The 19309-nt window shown below is 69.8% G+C and carries 20 protein-coding genes and 1 pseudogene; 6 read left to right on the top strand and 15 right to left on the bottom strand.

Translation table 11 applies throughout. The features are described from left to right. Nucleotides 1-10: 10 nt before the first annotated feature. A complete protein-coding gene (locus tag ACWD04_RS30625; protein ID WP_451136996.1) occupies nucleotides 11-481 on the top strand; it encodes a nuclear transport factor 2 family protein in 471 nt (156 codons plus the stop codon). A gap of 101 nt (nucleotides 482-582) precedes the next feature. Next, nucleotides 583-2211 carry an apolipoprotein N-acyltransferase gene (gene lnt, locus ACWD04_RS30620; RefSeq protein WP_451136995.1) on the top strand — a complete coding sequence of 543 codons (1629 nt, stop codon included), beginning with the start codon at nucleotides 583-585 and terminating at the stop codon, nucleotides 2209-2211. Here lnt and ACWD04_RS30615 read toward each other — a convergent pair. Continuing rightward, the gene (locus tag ACWD04_RS30615; RefSeq protein ID WP_451136994.1) at nucleotides 2135-3040 is read right to left on the bottom strand and encodes a Gfo/Idh/MocA family protein; all 906 of its coding nucleotides are present in this window, start codon (nucleotides 3038-3040) and stop codon (nucleotides 2135-2137) included. The genes lnt and ACWD04_RS30615 overlap by 77 nt on opposite strands. 33 nt (nucleotides 3041-3073) lie before the next feature. Next, complete coding sequence (locus ACWD04_RS30610; RefSeq protein WP_451136993.1) at nucleotides 3074-4285, bottom strand: FAD-dependent monooxygenase; 1212 nt, start codon at nucleotides 4283-4285, stop codon at nucleotides 3074-3076. 81 nt (nucleotides 4286-4366) lie between these two features. Here ACWD04_RS30610 and ACWD04_RS30605 point away from each other — a divergent pair, with 81 nt between their 5' ends. Together ACWD04_RS30605 and ACWD04_RS30600 are read left to right on the top strand one after the other, a co-directional pair. Beyond that, nucleotides 4367-5002 carry a TetR/AcrR family transcriptional regulator gene (locus tag ACWD04_RS30605; RefSeq protein ID WP_451136992.1) on the top strand — a complete coding sequence of 212 codons (636 nt, stop codon included), beginning with the start codon at nucleotides 4367-4369 and terminating at the stop codon, nucleotides 5000-5002. A 40-nt stretch (nucleotides 5003-5042) separates the two neighbouring features. Beyond that, nucleotides 5043-5555: a DinB family protein gene (locus tag ACWD04_RS30600; RefSeq protein WP_451136991.1), complete on the top strand. Its 513-nt coding sequence runs from the start codon at nucleotides 5043-5045 to the stop codon at nucleotides 5553-5555. A 37-nt stretch (nucleotides 5556-5592) separates the two neighbouring features. Here the strand turns inward: ACWD04_RS30600 and ACWD04_RS30595 are convergent, their stop codons facing one another. The 6 genes from ACWD04_RS30595 to ACWD04_RS30570 form a co-directional block, all read right to left on the bottom strand. Further along, complete coding sequence (locus ACWD04_RS30595; protein WP_451136990.1) at nucleotides 5593-6099, bottom strand: hypothetical protein; 507 nt, start codon at nucleotides 6097-6099, stop codon at nucleotides 5593-5595. Between the two features lie 75 nt (nucleotides 6100-6174). Next, entirely contained in the window at nucleotides 6175-6894 is a 720-nt protein-coding gene (locus tag ACWD04_RS30590) for a uracil-DNA glycosylase (RefSeq protein WP_451136989.1), read from the bottom strand. Nucleotides 6895-7248: 354 nt separating this feature from the next. Then, nucleotides 7249-8004: an SDR family oxidoreductase gene (locus ACWD04_RS30585; RefSeq protein WP_451136988.1), complete on the bottom strand. Its 756-nt coding sequence runs from the start codon at nucleotides 8002-8004 to the stop codon at nucleotides 7249-7251. Nucleotides 8005-8025: 21 nt separating this feature from the next. Further along, complete coding sequence (fabG, locus tag ACWD04_RS30580; protein ID WP_451136987.1) at nucleotides 8026-8787, bottom strand: 3-oxoacyl-ACP reductase FabG; 762 nt, start codon at nucleotides 8785-8787, stop codon at nucleotides 8026-8028. Between the two features lie 201 nt (nucleotides 8788-8988). Beyond that, nucleotides 8989-9372: a DUF3037 domain-containing protein gene (locus ACWD04_RS30575; RefSeq protein WP_451136986.1), complete on the bottom strand. Its 384-nt coding sequence runs from the start codon at nucleotides 9370-9372 to the stop codon at nucleotides 8989-8991. Continuing rightward, nucleotides 9369-10253 (bottom strand): HipA family kinase, encoded by an 885-nt coding sequence (locus ACWD04_RS30570; protein WP_451136985.1) that lies wholly within the window; start codon nucleotides 10251-10253, stop codon nucleotides 9369-9371. Before ACWD04_RS30570 ends, ACWD04_RS30575 begins: the two co-directional genes overlap by 4 nt. A 305-nt stretch (nucleotides 10254-10558) precedes the next feature. Here ACWD04_RS30570 and ACWD04_RS30565 point away from each other — a divergent pair. Next, nucleotides 10559-10666: pseudogene (locus tag ACWD04_RS30565) on the top strand (hypothetical protein); the annotation flags it as partial. A 74-nt stretch (nucleotides 10667-10740) separates the two neighbouring features. Beyond that, nucleotides 10741-11040 carry a hypothetical protein gene (locus ACWD04_RS30560; RefSeq protein ID WP_451137022.1) on the top strand — a complete coding sequence of 100 codons (300 nt, stop codon included), beginning with the start codon at nucleotides 10741-10743 and terminating at the stop codon, nucleotides 11038-11040. Nucleotides 11041-11291: 251 nt separating this feature from the next. Here the strand turns inward: ACWD04_RS30560 and ACWD04_RS30555 are convergent, their stop codons facing one another. From ACWD04_RS30555 to ACWD04_RS30525, 7 genes are all read right to left on the bottom strand, one after another. After that, entirely contained in the window at nucleotides 11292-11585 is a 294-nt protein-coding gene (locus ACWD04_RS30555) for a hypothetical protein (RefSeq protein WP_451136984.1), read from the bottom strand. 304 nt (nucleotides 11586-11889) lie between these two features. Further along, nucleotides 11890-12483: a malonic semialdehyde reductase gene (locus ACWD04_RS30550; RefSeq protein ID WP_451136983.1), complete on the bottom strand. Its 594-nt coding sequence runs from the start codon at nucleotides 12481-12483 to the stop codon at nucleotides 11890-11892. A 200-nt stretch (nucleotides 12484-12683) separates the two neighbouring features. After that, nucleotides 12684-13517, bottom strand: a complete 834-nt coding sequence (locus tag ACWD04_RS30545; RefSeq protein WP_451136982.1) for a shikimate dehydrogenase family protein — start codon at nucleotides 13515-13517, stop codon at nucleotides 12684-12686. Between the two features lie 87 nt (nucleotides 13518-13604). Further along, the gene (locus ACWD04_RS30540) at nucleotides 13605-14555 is read right to left on the bottom strand and encodes a methyltransferase domain-containing protein (protein ID WP_451136981.1); all 951 of its coding nucleotides are present in this window, start codon (nucleotides 14553-14555) and stop codon (nucleotides 13605-13607) included. A gap of 60 nt (nucleotides 14556-14615) precedes the next feature. Beyond that, complete coding sequence (gene mhpA, locus ACWD04_RS30535; RefSeq protein WP_451137020.1) at nucleotides 14616-16256, bottom strand: bifunctional 3-(3-hydroxy-phenyl)propionate/3-hydroxycinnamic acid hydroxylase MhpA; 1641 nt, start codon at nucleotides 16254-16256, stop codon at nucleotides 14616-14618. 17 nt (nucleotides 16257-16273) lie between these two features. Beyond that, the gene (locus ACWD04_RS30530) at nucleotides 16274-17011 is read right to left on the bottom strand and encodes an arylamine N-acetyltransferase family protein (protein ID WP_451136980.1); all 738 of its coding nucleotides are present in this window, start codon (nucleotides 17009-17011) and stop codon (nucleotides 16274-16276) included. Nucleotides 17012-17060: 49 nt separating this feature from the next. After that, nucleotides 17061-19309: SDR family NAD(P)-dependent oxidoreductase (locus tag ACWD04_RS30525; RefSeq protein ID WP_451136979.1), on the bottom strand; the 2249-nt coding region annotated here is incomplete at its 5' end.

Below are 19309 nucleotides of genomic sequence, written 5' to 3'. Positions count from 1 at the left end.
GACTTGGGCGATGACACAGCGCGTGGCTCTCGCGACGGTGATGGACCGACTCTCCATCGATGCAGTGATCACCGATTACGCCGTGGCGCTGGAGGACGGCGCATGGGAGGACTACGGCGCCCTGTTCACGTCCGACGGACGCGCCGACTACCGCGAGGCGGACGGGGCAGAGGGGGCGGCCGCAGAGGCCGCACGGTGGCTGGCGGCGAGTCTGCGGTTCCACCCCGCCCGCCAGCATCTGATCGTCAACCGGCGCCTGGACCTCCAGGACCTGGGTGGCTATCCCGGTGACCGGGCACAGGTACGCGCCGACTACCTCAGTCCGACGGGCCCGGAAGCCTGGAGCGGGGAGACGGCCCCGGCCCTGGTCACCGGCGGCCGGTACGTCTTCGAACTGCGGCGCACGGAACCGGGCTGGCGGATCCGGACCGTCACGGCACACCGGAAATGGCAGTACGTGCCCGGGGCCGCCGCCGGCTGATCTGCGGCCGGTGCGGTGCACGCCGCGGCACGCCCCCTGTGCGCTGCGGATCTTCTGCACCACACTGGGATCAAGTACAGCGCGGGCGAGGAGGAGGACGCATGCCGAAGAGGGGCAGGCGGCTTCCGGTCGGGCGGGCAGGTGAGGGCGGCGCGCGGTTGTTCGAGCGCCTGCCGCGTTCCCGTACCGGGCGCGGCGCCGCGGCTCTGTGCGCGGGCGCTCTGCCCGCCCTCGCGTTTCCCGCACCCTCGCTCTGGTGGCTCGCCTACGTCGCCCTGGTGCCCTGGCTGCTGCTGATCCGGTCGGCGGGCACGGGCCGCCGTGCGGCGCTGGACGGCTGGCTCGGCGGGACGGGCTTCATACTCGCCGTGCACCACTGGCTGATGCCGAGTCTCCATGTGTTCATCCTGGTGCTGGCCGCCCTGCTGGGACTGCTGTGGGCTCCCTGGGGCCTGCTCGTGGCACGCCTTCTCGGCGGCCCGCCGTCCGTCCGGCGGTCCGTGGCCGCTGTGGCCATGGTGCCCTCCGGGTGGCTGGTGATCGAACTGGTCCGTTCCTGGGAGGGACTCGGCGGCCCCTGGGGCCTGCTGGGCGCCAGTCAGTGGGAGGTCCCGTCGGCCCTGCGCGTCGCCTCGGTGGGCGGCGTATGGCTGGTCGGCCTGGGTGTGGTGGCCGCGAACACCGTGGTCGCGCTGCTGATCGCCGTACCGGCGGCCCGCACGGCCGCGGCGGCGTGCCTGGTGGTGGGAGCCCTGGGCGTGGGCGCGACAGCGCTCTGGGCGCCGCGTCCCGAGGAGACCGGTACGGTCCGGATCGCCGTCGTGCAGCCGGGCGTGGTCGAGGGCCCCGGCAGTATCGACCGCAGGTTCGCGCGCAGCGAGGAGCTGACCCGGGGCCTGGCCGGCCGGGACGTGGACCTGGTGGTGTGGGGCGAGAGCAGTGTGGCCGTGGACCTGTCCCTGAGCCCGAAGACGGCAGACCGCGTCGCGGCACTGTCCCGCTTGGTCGGGGCCGATGTGCTGGTGAATATGGACGCCCGGCGCACGGACGGCCCCGACCGCACCGGGATCTTCAAGTCCGCGGTGCTGGTGGGCCCGGACGGCCCGACCGGGGACCGCTACGACAAAATGCGCCTGGTGCCGTTCGGGGAGTACGTCCCGGCCCGCGCGTTGCTCGGCTGGGCGACCTCGGTGGGCAAGGCGGCGGGCGAGGACCGGCTGCGCGGCAGTGGACCCGTGGTGATGAATCTGCGGGACGGGCTCCGGGTGGGACCGCTGGTGTGCTTCGAGTCCGCGTTTCCCGACATGAGCCTGCAGCTGGCGAAGGACGGGGGTCAGCTGCTGGTCGCCCAGTCGTCCACCTCGACGTTCCAGCACAGCTGGGCCCCTGAACAGCACGCCTCGCTGGGTGCGCTGCGGGCGGCCGAGTCGGGCCGTCCGATGGTGCACGCCACGCTCACGGGCGTGAGCACGGCATACGGCCCGCAGGGCGAACGGCTGGGCGCGCCGCTCGGTACGGACGCGAGCGAGGCCACCGTGTACGACGTACCCCTCGCCCGGGGCACCACCCTCTACGTCCGGCTGGGCGCCTGGCCCGTGTACGGCGCGCTGGCGGTGCTGGCCGTCTTCTTCGGAGCGGCGGGACTGCGGTCCCTCAGGACGCCTGCTCCGATGCGTCCAGGACCACTCGCTCGCACAGCCGGTGGGTCTCCAGGGCGTCCCGGGCGCTGAGCACCTTTCCGGCCCGCACCGCGTCCAGGAAGGACAGCACGCTCTGCTCGATGCCGCGCTGGCGGGCGACCGGCACCCAGTCGCCGCGCCGTCGCAGGGTCGGCTGCCCCTTGTGGTCGACGACCTCCGAGAGGTTGAGGACCTGCCGCTTGGTGTCCTGCCCCGAGACCTCGAGGATCTCCTCCGTCGATCCGTTGAGCCGGTTCATCATGCCGATGGCGGTGAATCCGTCCCCGGCCAGCTGGAGCACCACGTGGTGCATGAGCCCGTCGGCGATCCGTGCCCGCACGACGACGTTCGACACGGGGCCGGGGACCAGGAAGCGTAGCGTGTCGACGACATGGATGAAGTCGTCGAGCACCATGGTGCGGGGGTCCTCCGGCAGCCCCACCCTGTTCTTCTGCATGAGGATCAGCTCGCGCGGATGATCGACGCACTGCGCGTACGACGGGGCGAGCCGGCGGTTGAACCCCACCGCGAGGCAGACACCACGCTCCTCGGCGAGAGCCACCAGCCGCTCCGACTCGGCGAGTTCGTACGAGAGCGGCTTGTCGACATACGTGGGGACGCCCGCTTCGAGCAACCGTCCGACGATCTCTGCGTGCGCGGCGGTCGGCGCGTGCACGAATGCGGCGTCCAGCCCTTGGTCCAGGAGCGACCCGAGGTCCTCGTGGCACTGCGCCGCAGGGATCCGGTGGGCCCCCGCGACAGTCGCCAGCGTGGCCGGGGTGCGGGTCTGCAGATGCGGTTCGACGCCGGGCAGGGTCGTCAGTACGGGCAGATACGCCTTCTGCGCGATGTCGCCGAGCCCGATGCAGCCGACCTTCACGAACTTCTCCCTGTCGCCTTGACCAGGGCCTTGTCACGGTTGAGTCGTCTGCCCTTCCCTGGTCAAGGCAGCATACGTGCGCTGTGGCGGCCGCCAGTCACAGATGCCGTCGAACATGCGCAGGACGAGCCCCGGGCCGAAGCGGGAGACCGTAAACATCAGCCCGTTCCGGAGGGCGACGGCCGGCCCACTGGTCAACCCGGTCAACCGGGAGACCTGCGCCGCCTTGCGCACCATGGCGGTGGTCCGGGGTTGCCTGGCCGCACTGTAGGCGGCCACGCCCGCCCCCAAGTCACCGTCCGGCGTGACGTGGTGGGCGAGTACGACGGCGTCCTCGATGGCCTGGTTACCGCCCTGGCCGAGGAAGGGCACCATGGCGTGCGCCGAGTCGCCGACGAGCACCGTGCGGCCCCGGTGGAAGGACGGCAGCGGATCGGCCAGCTGGTACACATCGTGGCGCAGGACCTGGTCCGGCTCCACGGCGTCGATGATCGCGGGGATCGGGTCGTGCCAGTCGCCGTACCGGCGTACCAGCTCCGCCTTCTCGTCGTCGGCGGCCCGGGCGCCGGCAGGGACGGCGGCCGCGGCGTAGGCGTAGATCCCGCCGTCTTTCAGCGGGTGGCTACCCCAGAGCGCACCGCGGCCCCAGGTCTCGTGGGAACTGAAGGAGTGGCCCACACCGGGGGCGAGGACTCGCCAGGTGGTGAATCCGCTGTACGCGGGGCCGGGGTGGCGCGGGAAGAGCACGGTGCGTACGGCTGAGCCGATGCCGTCGGCTCCGACCACGAGGTCGGCCTCGATGTCACCGGAATCCGTCCTGACGAGGGCCGGGCTCCCGCCGGCGCGGCCCGGGTCCATGAGCCGCGCCGGTGTGCCGGTGCGTACGGCGCCCTCGGGGAGCTGTACGCGGAGCAGGTCGATGAGCGCCGAGCGGTGCAGCAGGACGAGCGGCCCTCCGAACCGTTCGGCTGTGGCGACGCTGTCCGTGCGGGCGAGCCAGCGCCCGGACGGTGTACGCATGCCGCCGTCGCCCTGCCAGGCCGCGAGGGACCGGACCTCGTCACCGAGCCCGATGACGTCGAGGGCGCGCTGGGAGTTGGGGGCGAGGCTGATGCCGGCGCCGACGGGTTCCAGTGAGGCGGCACGCTCGAGCACGGTGACCTGCCACCCGCTCCGGTGCAGCGCCGCCGCGGCGGCGAGTCCGCCGATACCGCTGCCGATGATCACCGCTCGGGACGTCGTCATGACTGCCTCCTCCTCGGAACTACACCTGTAGTGTAGGGATCGACCGTACTACAGATGTAGTGGGAGCGGTAGATTGGTTTCATGCCCACACGTTCCACACCCGCGCGCCCCGCGCACGTCGACGGCGGTCCGCCCGCCCTCTCCCGCGCCTACCTGATCGCGGACGCCGCGCTCTCCCTTCTCGCCGAGCGCGGAATGAGGGGCCTCACCCATCGCGCGGTGGACGAGCGGGCCGGGCTGCCCCAGGGTTCGACGTCCAACCACGCCCGCACCCGGCAGGCCCTGCTGGAAGCCGCAGTACGCCGGCTCGCCGAGCGCGAGGCGCAGGTGCTCGTGCCCGGGGAACCGCTCACCGGCAGCAGCGATCCGGCCGGGGCTGCCGCATGGCTGGCGCACGCACTGCACCGGTATCTGACCGGCGGCACCGAGCTCCTGGTCTGTCGCTACGAACTGGCGTTGGAGGCCACCCGGCGCCCCGGCCTCCGCGCGTTCTACGACGACGCGGGCAGGCGGTTCCGCGAACCGCTGGTGGCCCTGATGACCCTGGCGGGATCGGCCGAGCCGGAGCGCCACGCGCTGTCGGTCGTGGCCTGGGCCGAGGGCATGATGTTCGCGTGCGCCGTGGGCTCCTACCACCGCGCTGTGCCGACCGAGGACGATCTGCGCAGGGGTTGCACCGAGCTGCTGCGGGGCATGCTCGGCACGGCAGCCGATTAGGCGATGGTGCCGCTGATCATCGCTGCGCGATGATGCCCGGATGACGACACAGGAACGGTCCGCGCCGGCGGTCGACGCAGCCGAACGGCAGATGCTGGAGGGCTGGCTGGACTACCACCGCGCGACTCTGGCCATGAAGTGCGAGGGGCTCACCGACGCCCAGCTGAGGAAGGCGTCCGTGCCTCCTTCGGAATTCACCCTGCTCGGTCTCGTCCGGCACCTGGCCGAGAACGAACGCGGCTGGTTCCGCGAGGTGCTGGCCGGTGAGGACGTACCGCCGATCTATGGGACGGACGAGGACCCGGACGGGGAGTTCCATCTCACCGACGCGGACACCTGGGACGAGGCCAGGTCCACCTGGCTGGGGGAGATCGAGGTGGCCCGGGCCAACGCAGCGAAGGTCGGGCTCGACGGCTTGTCCGTCGGCGTGGGCAAGCGGGGCAAGCCGTTCAGCCTCCGCTGGATCTACACGCACATGATCGAGGAGTACGCCCGGCACAACGGCCACGCCGACCTCGTACGGGAACGGATCGACGGAGCGACCGGCGAGTGACGGTCCGGGGCGGCAGCCTGCGGTCCACCGGTCCGCGTCACTCCTCCGCGGCGCTCCCCCGCAGGCGCTGCTCCATGCGCCCGATGGCGGCACGGACCCCTTCGCCGTATCCGTCGTCCTCCAGTACTCCGACGGCACCCCAGGCCCGGTCCAGATGGGTCCGGGCGGCCTCGAAGCACTGCAGCTTCAGATAGTCCGCCGCCAGATTGAGGTGCAGGGAGGGCGCGAGGGCCCGCACGGCGGTGGCGTCCCGGTGCTCCACGTCGCGGCCCGGGCTCGCAGCCGGGGCCCCGGCTGCGGTCAGGCCCTCCGCAGCCGTCAGCGCCCTCAGGTCCCACTCCAGCTCGTCCCTGGGATCATCCTGGGTGCCGGCCATGTAGTGGGCGAGAGTGCAGCGGTGCAGGGCGTCGCCACGCTCACCGATCTCCGACCAGATGATCCCGAACCGGTTGCGGGCCTCTGCCCTGTCTCCGGCGTGGAGCAGCATGACCGCCTGGCCGATCCTGGTCATGACGGCGTCCCCCGACATCTCCCGCTGCTCCACTACAGAGGTCTCCCTGATCACCGCTCGGCCTGTTCCGGTCGCTCAGACGCTAGCCGCAGCCATCGGAAATCCCGCTCAGGCGCGGGCCCCGGCGGTCGGCCGGGTCGTCTGCACACCCAGGTCCGGGATCCGCCAGTCGATGGGCTCGTGACCCTGTGCGGCGACGGCCTCGTTGATCTGCGTGAAGGGGCGGGAGCCGAACCACTTCTTGGCGGAGAGCGGCGAGGGATGCGCTCCCTTGACCACCACATGGCGGTCCTGGTCGATCAGCGGGATCTTCTTCTGGGCATAGTTGCCCCAGAGGACGAAGACGGCCGGGTCGGGCCGCTCGGCCACCGCGCGGATCACCGCGTCGGTGACCTTCTCCCAGCCCTTGGCCTTGTGCGAATTCGCCTCGCCGGCCCGGACCGTCAGCACCGCGTTGAGCAGCAGGACGCCCTGCTCGGCCCACGGCATCAGATATCCGTTGTCCGGGATGGGCAGGCCGAGCTCGTCGTTCATCTCCTTGTAGACATTGCGCAGCGAGGGAGGCGTCTTGACACCGGGCCGGACCGAGAAGCACAGACCGTGGCCCTGCCCCTCGCCGTGGTAGGGATCCTGGCCGAGGACGAGCACCTTCACGCGGTCGTACGGCGTGGCCTCCAGCGCTGCGAAGACCTGCTCGCGCGGGGGATACACCGGCCCCCTGGCCCGCTCCCCCTCGACGAAATCAGTGAGCTCCTTGAAATAGGGCTTCTGCAGCTCTTCGCCGAGGACGCCGCGCCAGGACTCGGGCAGCAGGTCGGTGTCGGTCACGTCCACAACCTCCGGTAAGCAGTCGGTTCTTGCGTACAGAACCTACCGGGGGCCACTGACAAGGGAGCCGCCGAGCCCGCCGCCGCCCTCCTGCCGGCTGTTCTTGCGGTACAGGCGAGCTCGTCGTTCCGGCCGATATCTGCCGGTCCGCTCTTCCGAGCTGCTGCCGGACAGCAGACCGCATCCGGCCACCGGAGAAAGGGAAGCAAGGCTGCAGGCCGGCCCGGTGGAACACGCACACGCTCCTCGGTCGGGCCTGGGCGTCGGCAGACCGTACCGCAGCGCCCCGCCGGGTCGATCCGCCGGCCCGGCAGGGCACTTGAGCCAATTACGCCGAACCGGCGCAGGCCTCTCTCAGCCCACGCCCGCGTTCAGGAAAATACCGCCGTCGACCACGAGCGTCTGCCCGGTGACCCAGTCGGACTGCTCGGACGTGAGGAACGCCGCCGCACCGCCGATGTCCTGCGGGACACCGAGCCGGCCCAGCGGGTAGGCGGCCGCGGCCTCTGCCTCCCGGCCCTCGTACAGCGCCTCCGCGAACTTGGTCTTCACCACCGCCGGGGCGATCGCGTTGACCCGCACGCCCGGCGCGAACTCGTGCGCCAGCTGGAGGGTCAGATTGACCATGGCGGCCTTGCTCATGCCATAGGCGCCGATGAACGGTGACGCGGAGACACCCGCGACCGAGGCGATGTTGACGATCGCCCCGCCGTTCTCCTTCTGCCATGCCTTCCAGGTCTGCTGCGCGAACCCGAGCGCCGAGATCACATTGGTCTCATAGACCTTGCGGGCGACGTTGAGATCGAGCTCGGCCATCGGCCCGAAGACGGGGTTCGTACCCGCGTTGTTGACCAGATAGTCGACCCGGCCGAACGCCTCCATGGCGCGCTCGACGGCCGCGGCCTGGTGCGCCTCGTCGTGCGCCTTGCCCGCGATGCCGATCACCCGGTCGGCGCCGAGCCTCTCGACGGCCTCCTTCAGGGCGTCCTCGCCACGGCCCGTGATGACGACCCGGTCGCCCCGGGCGACCAGCGCCTCGGCGATGCCGTAGCCGATGCCCCGGCTCGCGCCCGTGATGAGCGCGACTTTGCCACTGTCCTGCACAGTCATGTTGGCCTTGCCCTTCCGGTGTCAGTTGAGCGGTCCGCCGGCGACGTACATGACCTGTCCGGAGACGAAGCCCGCGTCCTCACCGGTGAAGAAGGCAATGGCGTTGGCGATGTCCTCGGGGCGCCCCACGCGCTGCACCGGGATCTGCGTCGCGGCGGCGGCCTGGAACTCCTCGAAGCCCATGCCGACCCGGGCCGCCGTCTGGGCGGTCATCTCGGTGACGATGAAGCCGGGGGCCACGGCGTTGGCGGTGACACCGAACTTGCCGAGCTCCTTGGCGAGCGTCTTGGTGAAGCCTTGAAGACCGGCCTTGACTGCTGAGTAGTTGGCCTGACCCCGGTTACCCAGCGCCGAGGAGGACGAGAGCGAGACGATGCGGCCGAACTTGGCCTCGACCATGTGTGACTGGACGGCCTTCGCCATCAGGAACGCGCCCTTGAGGTGCACGTTCATCACGAGGTCCCAGTCGGACTCGCTCATCTTGAAAAGCAGGTTGTCGCGGAGCACGCCCGCGTTGTTGACGAGGATCGTCGGGGCGCCGAGCTCGGCGGCCACGCGCCCGACGGCGGCTTCCACCTGAGCGCTGTCCGACACATCGCAGCCGACGGCGAGGGCCTTGCCCCCAGCGGCGGTGATCTTCTCGACCGTGTCCTTGCACGCCGCCTCGTCGAGGTCGAGTACGGCGACGGCGCGGCCCTCGGCCGCCAGGCGTACGGCGGTGGCGGCGCCGATGCCCCGTGCCGCTCCCGTCACGATGGCGACGCGCTGCTCGGTGGTGGACATGCTTGGTTCTCCTCGCCCTTGGATCGCGGCTCAGCGGACGTCAGGAAGTTCCCGATAACTGAGCAACCGCTTAGTACCTTCAGCAGACGAGACGCTAGAAGCCCTGGCACCCGGTGTCAACGGCACACGGGGGCACGGGCGCATGTCACACCGGACGGAGCCGCCGCCCCCTCCGTCGCGGGCGGCGGCTCCGGCTCGCGGTCAGCGCACCAGCAGGTCGAGCAGCCGCTCGAGCTCGGCGGCTGGATCCGTGGTCAGACCGCTGTGCACGACGCCGGGCTGGACGACCGTGGAGCGTGGCGCGATCAGCCAGCGAAAGCGGCGCCCCGGGTCGTCGCCGGCTGCCTGGCCCGCCGCCTCACCGCCGCTACAGACCCCTTCGACCGCCCGCAGGGCGGCCCGCACACCGAGTACGTCGGCCTGCGGGTCCAGCGCCTCGAGCTTGCGCTCGTCCAGGTGGGTCCGGGCTGCGACGTACGACTTGGCCCGGCAGTAGACCAGCACACCGGCGTTGAAGCACTCACCGCGCTCCACGCGCGGAACGACGCGCAGGACCGCGTACTCGAAGACATCGCGCTCGCTCATCGGCCACCTTCCTTGCTGTTCCGTCCGGCGCCGGTCCGTGCGTCGCGGTCCCTCTCGGCCGGATGCGGCCAGGAGCTCAGACGGCCGGTGAGCCATCCGGGGGCCTGGGAGGGCCGGGTCTTCGTGGGCGCTTCCAGGACGATGCGCTCGTGAATGCTCCCGGCGCGGGCCAGCAACGGCTCCACGTACGCCTGGCGCAGCTGGTCCGTGGTGTCGAAGCCCGGCTCGCCGGCGAGCCACTCGTCCGGCACCTCTGCCGCCACCTCGGTGAGCAGTTCTTCTGTGACGAGCGGCGCCAGCTCGGCGGCCGCGGCGGCGATGTCCGGCGCGAACGGCGCGAGGACATGGTCGGAGGCGTTGTACGGCTTCGCGGCGGAAGCCTGCGCGCCCGGCCAGTTGTGGTGCCAGATCATGGTGGCCCCGTGGTCGATCAGCCACGGATCACCGTGCCAGACGAGCATGTTGGGATTCCGCCACGACCGGTCCACGTTGTTGATCAGGGCGTCGAACCAGACGACCTTGCCGGCCTCCGCCGAGGCGACCTCGTAGGCGAGCGGGTCGAATCCGAGTGAGCCGGGCAGATAATCCATCCCGAGGTTCAGCCCGGCGCTGGCCTTGAGAAGCTCCTGCACCTCCTGGTCCGGCTCGGCAAGACCGATGACGGGGTCGAGCTGGATGGTCACCAGCTCCGGCACGCGCAGCCCCAGCCTCCGGCCGAGCTCCCCGCAGATGACCTCCGCGACGAGGGTCTTGCGCCCCTGTCCGGCTCCGGTGAACTTCATGACATACGTGCCCAGGTCGTCGGCCTCGACGATCCCGGGCAGTGATCCGCCCTCCCGCAGGGGCGTGACATAGCGAGTCGCGGTGACTTCTGTCAGCATTTCCTCAGGCTATACGGCGCCGCTCCCTGCGGATCAACGGACCGAGGTCAGGGCCGTAGAGCATGGGAAAACACCCCGATCTGCTTTGGGGAGCATCTGGGGAGTTCTGACCGATGGCCCGCTCCCCCAAGGAGCCGTCGATCACAGCCCGGCCTACATTCCCACTTTCCGGCATGACGTGCGCATCGTAACCAAGCGTGATCGACGGCGACGAGGCCCCGACCACTGGGCCAGGGTGACAACGGACTCGCCCCTCTCCGACATCATCGAGGCGTTGGAGCCCCTCCCCTCATAGCGTGGAGGCCATGGCTGCAGGGGGAGTTGAGAGTCATGGAGGGAAGCGACGGAAGTTCGAGCCGGAGTTCCGTGAGGGGACTGTACGGATCGTGACGGAGACCGGCGAGCCGATTCCGGAGGTCGCGAGGGATCTCGGGCTCAACGAGACCACGCTGGCCGGCTGGGTGTCCCGGGCCTGGCGCACCGGAGTGTGCCGGCCGGTACGAGTGACGAGCTGGAGCGGCTGCGGCTGCGGCTGCGGCTGCGGCTGCGGCTGCGGCTGCGGCTGCGGCTGCGGCTGCGGCTGCGGCTGCGGCTGCGGCTGCGGCTGGAGAACGCCCAACTCAAGCAAGACAACAAGGAGCTGGCGATGGAGCGCGAAGTCCTCGAACGCCGCATGGTCCTGTGGGTGAAGTGGCCGTGGCGGACCCGGCGGCCGTCGTCGGGGCGATCAGCGACCCCAGGACGGAGCACGGCATCCGCACCGCACCGCGTCGTCTGTCCGGCTTGAGGGCGAGCGAGTTGTGGTTCTACAAACACCGCAAGCATCTCGGGCCCTGTCTGAACCATGAACTCATCGCGGCGAAAGATTTGATGAGCCGGAGCGCTCCGGCCCGAAACCGGATCGTGGAGACCTTCCTATGCAATCATGTTCACGATCACAGTACCGACGTCCTCAATTCAGGGCCGTACAGCCGTACGGCAATCGGGTGCCACCGTCAGTACCCCTCGGCAATCTCAGGGCTCCGTATACAGAGCCGTTCAGGGCATCGCAATAATCACCTGAGCCATAGCCACGTCGGGAGGCCGGAAAACCGAGACTGTTTTCCGACCGTAGGAGTGGCCATCGTCACATGGATGCGCTACGGCGAGGCTGCCCAGCTCTGGCACGGCCTCCGAGGTCAGAAATCCCCAGCACCACGGCAGCAGCTTCGTCGGCGACAGCAGCAGCCGCCCCACCCCGCCCAACCACAGCGGGCACCGGCTGCACAGGCCGGCAGGCACGTTGAATGGCGACGAGCACTGCTGCACGGCCGGATACATGGCCACGACCACGACGCCCCCGATTCTGTCCCACGCCCGGGCAGTTCCCTACGCTGCCCTGGTGGGCGGCCCGCTGACGACCTGCTCCTGGACATCACCGACCGGACACCGGACGGGTTCAGCGCCGGCGGCCCCGCCCTGTACGACCCGCGCCCGGGCGACCGACATCGCTTCGTGCTGTTCCGGCGACAACCCTGGCCGTTCTCCCGCGCGGCGCGTGCCGTCTCCCTCGTGCCCTGGCCCATGGAGAAACGGCCGATGTCCTCAGCCGCGCCCACCCGACCGGCTACCGGGTGAGCACGGCTGAAGAGGTGTGTCAGACCGTCGTGACCGCCTGGTCATAGGCGAGGCGGGGGGAACGGTCGAACCACGCGTTCTCACCCGGCTTGCCGATGTTGACCACGACGAGAACCGAGTGCTCGCCGTTGGGGAAGAACTCCTTGTCGATGCCGTCGGCATCGAATCCGGTCATGGGACCGGCGGCCAGACCCGCGGCCCGAATGCCGAGAATGAAATAGCCCGCCTGCAGAGAGGCGTTCAATTTCGCGGACTGCTCTCGCACACTCCGGTCGGAGAACATCAGGTCCTTGGCCTGAGGGAAATACGGGAACTGCTCGGGAAGCTCCTCGTGGAACTCGTTGTCTGCGGCAAGAATTGCGACCAGCGGCGCCGTCTCGGCCTTCTTGTTGTTCCCTTCGGCGAGGTGCTGGACCAGGCGCCCGCGAGCCTCGTCCGAACGGACCAGGACAATACGGAGCGGCTGCTGGTTCATCGACGTGGGAGCGTACTTGACCAGGTCGTAGATGGCCTGAACCTGCTCGTCAGTCACCGGTTCGTCGGTGAACGTGTTGGCGGTACGGGCCTCCCGGAAGAGCAGGTCCTGTGCCACGGGGTCGAGAATGAGAGACATAGACGCATTCCTTCTGAACGAATGGGCGGGTCGACCGACGGACGAATCCTGCAACCCGTTCCTGCACGGTCGGCAGGATATCTCAGAATACTTCACTTACCTACCGCAAAGCGGCGATTCCATTATCCCCTGACTCTTTCCAGCCAATTCAGCGTCGTACGGGAACACATATTTGCGGGTCTCCCCACTCCGTCTCCCGGTCATCCGGCGGCTCGGGGCACGCCCAGTCCGAAGAACGTGCGGTAGGAGTCCACCTGGCCGGTGAGCATGTGTATCCCGTGGTGCACCTGGTGGCCCCACGCGGCCGCCTCCCGCAGGAGAGGTGTTTCCCTCGGTTTCATGATGATGTCCGCCACCACGCTGCCGGCAGGCAGGGCATGGGGTGAGAACGGCAGGGGATCACCGGGGCGCAGGCCGAGCGGAGTGGCGTTGACGGCGATGTCACTCTCGTGCAGCGGCGGTTCGGGGACCGCACGGACGCGTCCCGGCCAGTGTCCGGCCAGCCGGTCGACGAGCGCGGTCAGGCGTGGCCCGTCCGGATCGGACACGGACAGATTCTCCGCACCCGCGGTGAGCAGCGCCGCCGCGATGGCACTGCCCGCTCCGCCCGCACCGGCCAGTGCCACCCTCCTGCCCTGCGGCGAATGGCCGGCCCCGACGAGGCCCGCCACGAACCCCGAACCGTCGAAGTTCTCGGCGAGCCAGGCACCGTCGGGCTCGCGCCGCAGGGCGTTCGCACTCCCGGTCACCTCCACCGTGCGGCTGCGACGGTCAGCCAGGTGGGTGACGGCCGCCTTGTGCGGCACGGTGACGAACAGGCCGTCGAGGTTGCCGACCCGCTGCAGACCACGGACCACGTCCGCCAGGTCGTCGCCGCGCACGTGCACGGGCACCAGCACCGCGTCGATACCCAGCCGGGCGAAGACCGGGTTGAGTAACCCCGGGGACTGGACCTGGGTGACCGGGTCGCCCAGGACGGCGTACAGACGGGTGGTTCCGCTGATGGGCCCCGGGTGCGGAGCGTCGGTCATCATGACCCTTCCTCGTACTGAACGGTGCTGCGTGCGCGGCAGTTGTCGGCAGTGCCCCGGCGGCACGTGCGGGAGCTCAGCCGACGGAGATCAGATCTTCTTGGCCACGTAGTGCCGGTAACTGTCCACCGGCGGCATGAACTGCGACGGCAGTACGCCCATCTTCTTCAGCAGCCTGGTGGAACCGCTGTCGGTGTAGCCGGCGAAGGAACCGCCCACGGCCTCCGGGCCGACCCGCTTGGCCATGTGCCGCTGGATGACACCGACCCGCTGCTCCCGCAGTGCCTTGTGGAAGGAGCCCTCGGGGGACAGCCGCCCGTGGACCGCGGCCTGCACCTGGGGCGAGATGTCACGGTCGAGCACCCACTCCAGGCCGAGGTCCTTCCCCTGGAGCTCCTTCAGGAAGGCGTGGCGCTGCGTGGTGTAGAGGTCGACGTGCGTGAAGTAGCCGCCCGGCTTGAGCACGCGCGCCACCTCTTTCAGGAACTTCTCCAAGCTCGGGTAGTTGTGCGCGCTCTCTATGTTGACCAGTACGTCGACCTCGCCGTCCTCGAACGGCAGGTTCTCCGCGTCGCCCTGGACATAGCGCAGGCCTCTGCGGGACAGCGAGGCATTGGCGCGCTTGATGGCCTGGTCCGACAGGTCGAGGCCGGTCATGCTCTTCGCGTCGACGACGCGGGAGAGGAAGTTCAGGCCTTCACCCAGTCCGCAGCCGACCTCGAGGACGAACTTGTCCGCGTAGTCGTCCAGGTCGAGCGGCACCTCGCGGAGGGCGGCGAAGTAGAGCTCCTCGGAGAAACCGTCCGTGTCGTACTCGAGGAAGCCGGGAATGCGGGCACTGATCTCCTTTGCCACCTGGTCGTCGTGGTAGCCCCAGTTCCACAGGATGCCCTTCTTCGACATCCGGGCCTGCAGGTCGTAACTGGTGGATATGTTCTTCTTGTGCGTGCCCTCCTTGGCGCTCTGACCGCCTTGATCATGCGTCAGGTTGATTTCATTGACACTCGTGAACAGGCCGTACATATCTTCGCGTGCACCCATGTGCGTGTTCCTTTCCCATCGTGCTTCCCGAAAGCGGGAACTCTTCGAGGCCGGGGCTTCTCAGCCGACGGCCGGGACCGGTACTCCCAGCCGGTGGGCGAGCTGGTCCACCAGTTCGCCCAGTTCCTCGGGCCCGTTGGCCGCACCGAAGACGGTGAAGTCAGGGCGTACGAGCACGGCCGTCGCGCCGTGCTCGGCCAGGTACGGCAGATAGCGGTCCTCGATGTCGACCACGGCGCCGGGGCCGGGCGCCCCTGGTTCCGTGTCCGCGGGCAGGACGTGCGCGCAGCGCGTACCGAGGCCGTCGAGGAAGGCCCGCCGCCCGTCGTCGAGCAGCGCCGCCGGATCACTGACGGCGAGCAGTACGAAGCCCAGGCCGACGATCTCGTCGAGCAGCCCCTCCCCTTCGGCGTCAGCCACCCGGGCCTGCGGGAACAGGGTGCCGGCGGGCCTCAGTGGTGTGCCGTCGCCAGCCTGTCGGAACAGGCCTTCGTCCAGGGGGACCACGGTCGACATGGGCAGCGCGGTGGCGCCCTCGCGGTCGCGGGCGGCCAGCATGATCGCGTCCCGGTCGGCGGCTGCCGCGGGATCGGTCACGCAGATGACCTTGCCGAGTCTGACGGACGTGGTGATGGCGTTCTGGACGTGTGTCCGGCGCTCGGCGGTGTAGGTGTCGAGCACGGACTCGTCGACGAGACCACGCAGGGCCAGGTCGAGCTTCCACGACAGGTTGGCCACATCCCTGAAGCCCGAGCACATGCCCTGCCCGGCGAAGGGCGGCATGAGGTGTGCGGCGTCCCCCGCGATCAGCAGCCGGCCCTTGCGCCACTCCTCCGCCCAGCGGGCCTGGAAGGTGTATACGGAATGCCGTTCGAGCTTCGCGTTGTCCGGTCGGACGGAAAACATCTCCAGCATGCGCCACAGGTTGTCGTCGCGCTTCAGCTCCTCGACGTTCTCGCCCGGCAGCCGCATGAATTCGAAGCGGCGGTGCCCCGGGCCGGCCGACACTGCGGTCCGCGGCCGCTGCGGGTCGCAGATCTGCAGGTTGTTGGGACGGAACTCGCGCGGCTCGTCCAGTACGACGTCGCAGATCAGCCAGTCGTAGAAGAACCCGAGGTCGGTGAGCGAACTCTCCATGGACTCCCGGACGAAGCTGTTGGCCCCGTCGCACCCGACGACGTATCGCGCGGTGAAGGTGTGTTCCTGCTCGTCGGCGTCCTCGGAGATCACCTCGACCAGGTCGCCGCGGTCGTCGAGCTCGACGACCTCCTGCCCTCGGACGACCCGGAGGTTCGGGAAGTCGGTGCCCCGCTCGATGAGCGTGGCCTCGAGTCCGGGCTGGTACATGGCCGTCGCCTGCGGCCAGCCGCAGTGGCCGTTCGCGGCGCTCTCCATGTGCAGCAGGGTGTCGCCGGCGGCGTTGCGCCATGCGTAGTCCCGTGAGTTCTCCCCGAACTTGTCGAGAAACGGCCCGATGCCGGCGGCCGCCAGGATACGAGCGGCCTCGTCGTCGAAGCCGACGGCACGCGGCATGGGGTACGGCTGTGACCAGCGCTCCACGACCGTGACCCGCCAGCCGCGCCGGGCCAGCAGGATCGCCAGCACCTGTCCCACCGGGCCGTAGCCGACGACGGCCACGTCCGTGTCGGTGACGGTATCCGTCTCGGCCCCGGCGCCTGCCGTCTGCGTCTCCACCGTCATCTCCATCCCGTCCCGCCTCAGCCGTTGCCCGTGCCGGCGAGGATGTCCTTCACCACGCGCTCGAACTCGGCCTTGTCGATCAGGGTGCGGATCGTCTCCTGACCGTGCTCCACCGTCAGCAGCCGCCTGCCGGTGAGGACGAGCTGCCCGTTGTCGGTGGCGCGGCCACGCAGCACGGTCCCGGCGAACAGCGAGTCCTTCACGATCTGCTCGGCGGCGGAGTCCCGCGGGCTGTCCCAGTCGGAGACGGCGCGGGCCGTCAGCTCGAACCGGTAGACCGAGCGCCAGTCCCCGGTGCCGGCCCTGCGTTCCAGTACGTGGTAGGTGCCGTCCGCCGTGAGCCGGTAGGCACAGCCGAACTGGTGCTGCACCTCGTCGGTCATCCGCAGCGGTTCCAGGTATGACGGTCCGGCGAAGCCCACGTCGACCAGCCAGGTCTCCCCGTCCAGCAGCACACCGGTGAAGGTGTGCTCGAAGTCCGGCCCGAACTGCCCGTTCGGCCAGCGCTGGGACGCGGCCAGAACGAAGACGTCGTATCCGAGTTCGGTCAGGAGCCTGCGGAACAGGCCGCTCAGATCGTGGCACACACCGCCCGCACCCTCGACGACGATCGCCCGGAACGTGTCGTCGATGTCGATGTCGACGACGTTGCGGAAACCGGTGAAGCTCTTGATGAAGTGGCTGCTGTCGTAGGCCAGCGACATCAGGTGCCTCTTGTGCAGCAGACGGAGCGTCTCGGCACTGGGCGCTGGCACCTCTGTGAAACCCAGACGGTGCAAGTAGGTCTCGACCTCAAACATCCGCTTACTTTCCCTTCTCCGTGTGGTCCCACTCGGCCAGCAGCTCACGCAGCCGCGAGACGGCCCGCGCACGCGACGCATCGTCGTGCAGTGCCGGAGCCAGGACCGTTTCCAACTTGCTGATCTCCTCGGCGACCACCTCCGGTGTGACGGCGAGCCCGGGCTCGAATGCCTCCAGCATCAGCTCTGCGATCATGCCCGCGGTGGGGAAGTCGAAGATCAGGCCCTGCGGCAGGCCGAGTCCCGACAACAGGTTGAGCCGGTTGCGCAGTTCGAGACCGGTCAGTGAGTCGAAGCCGATATCGAGGAAGGCGACCCCGTCCTCGACCGCCGTCGAACCGGTGGCGTGACCGAGCACCTGTCCGGCCTCCGCCAGCACCAGATCGGTCAGTACCATCAGCCGCTCCTGCGGGGGCAGACGCAGCAGCCGCGCCCGCAGCGCCTCGCCGTCGTCCCCCGTCTTCACGTCCTTGCCGGCGCCGCTGCCGGTGGCGGTGGCGGTGGCGGTGAGAGCGGCGGCCTCGGGCAGTTCCTTCAGCAGCGGGCGTTCCCGGGCCACCGTGTAGGCCGGTACGAACCGCGACCAGTCGATACCCGCGACCACGAGGTGCCCCTCACCACGCGCCATCGCCTGGCCCAGGGCCTCGACCGCGAGTTCGGGCCGCATCAGCTCGACGCCTACCTCCGCGAACTCCTCGGCCACCGTCTCGTCGACCATACCGCCGCCGGCCCAGGCGCCCCAGGCCACAGCGGTCGCCGCCCGGCCCTCGGCGCGCCTGCGATGCGCGAGGCCCTCGACGAAGGCGTTGGCGGCGGCGTAACCGCCTTGCCCCGCACCACCCCAGACGGCGGCGCCGGAGGAGAACACCACGAAGGCGTCCAGCGGACGGTCGGCGAGCAGGGCGTCCAGGTGCACGGCACCGGCGACCTTCGCCCGGCCCACCTCGGCGAACTCAGCGACGCTGCTGTCCGGGAGTTGCCTCGGTTCCTGTGCGGCGCCTGCAGTGTGGAAGACAGCTGAGACGGGCAGGTCGGACGGGACCGCCTCGATGACCTCGGCGAGCGCGGCCCGGTCGGTGACGTCACACGCCACGACGGTGACGCGGGCACCGAGCCCGGTCAGCTCCGCCTCCAGCGCGTCCGCCCCCTCGGCGGCCCGGCCGCGGCGGCTGAGCAGCAGCAGGTGTTCGGCGCCCCGGCCCGCGGCCCAGCGCGCCACGTGTGCACCGATGCCACCGGTACCGCCGGTGACCAGGACCGTACCGCGTGGCGTCCAGAGCGGCTGTTCGGACACCGTGCCACCGCCAGCAGCGGACTCGGCACGGGTCATACGACGTGCGTACGCACCCGTGTCCCGGATCGCCACCTGGTCCTCGCCGTGCTCCCCGCAGAGCACGGCGACCAGTCGGCCCAGCGCCGTCTCGTCCGGACCGGCGGCCACATCGACGAGCCCACCCCAGGACCTGGGATGGTCGAGAGCCAGTACGGTGCCGAGCCCCCAGACCATGGGCTGCGTCGCGCTGCCCACCTCCCCGTCCGCCCGGACAGCGACGGCCCCGGAGGTCAGGCACCACAGCGGGGCGGTGACGTCCAGGTCCTTGAGCGACTGGACGAGGGTGACAGTGGCGGCCGTACCCCGCGACAGCGTGGGGTGGCCGGCGTCCGGCCGCTCGTCCAGGGGCAGCAGGGAAACCACCCCGACCGGTGTGGTCCTCGCCGGATCCCAACCCGCCCGGACGAGTTCCGCCAGGCCCTTCCGGTCCTCACCGTCCACGTCCACCCGTACGACGTGAGCGCCGTGGGCGGTCAGCGCAGCGCTCGTGGCGTCCGCCATGGCGTCGGCCTGCCCCGCGGGGACCAGCATCAGCCATGTGCCGTCGGCGGCGGCATCCGGTGCCGACGCGTCCGTCATCGGCCGCCAGTCGATCCGGTACCGCCAGTTGTCCAGCACAGCCTGGTCGCGGTGGTGGCGGCGCCACGAGGACAGGGCGGGCAGCACACCGTCCAGGACGGATACGTCGAGGCGCAGGGAGCGGGCCAGCGAGTCCGTGTCGCCGCTGTCGACGATGTCCCAGAACGCCGCGTCCACGGGGCTCGCCACCGTCTCGGGAACGGCCGGTCCGTCGCCCTCGATCCAATAACGTTGCCGTTGGAAGGTGTATGTGGGCAGGTCGACACGGCGGGCACCGGTCCCGGCGAACACCTTCTCCCAGTCGACATCGACACCACGGGAGTGCAACTGACCAAGGCAGG

The sequence above is a fragment of the Streptomyces sp. NPDC002911 genome (assembly GCF_053591835.1).
The sequence above is the reverse complement of the archived record's forward strand: the minus strand, read 5'-3'. Positions and strand labels throughout refer to the sequence as shown.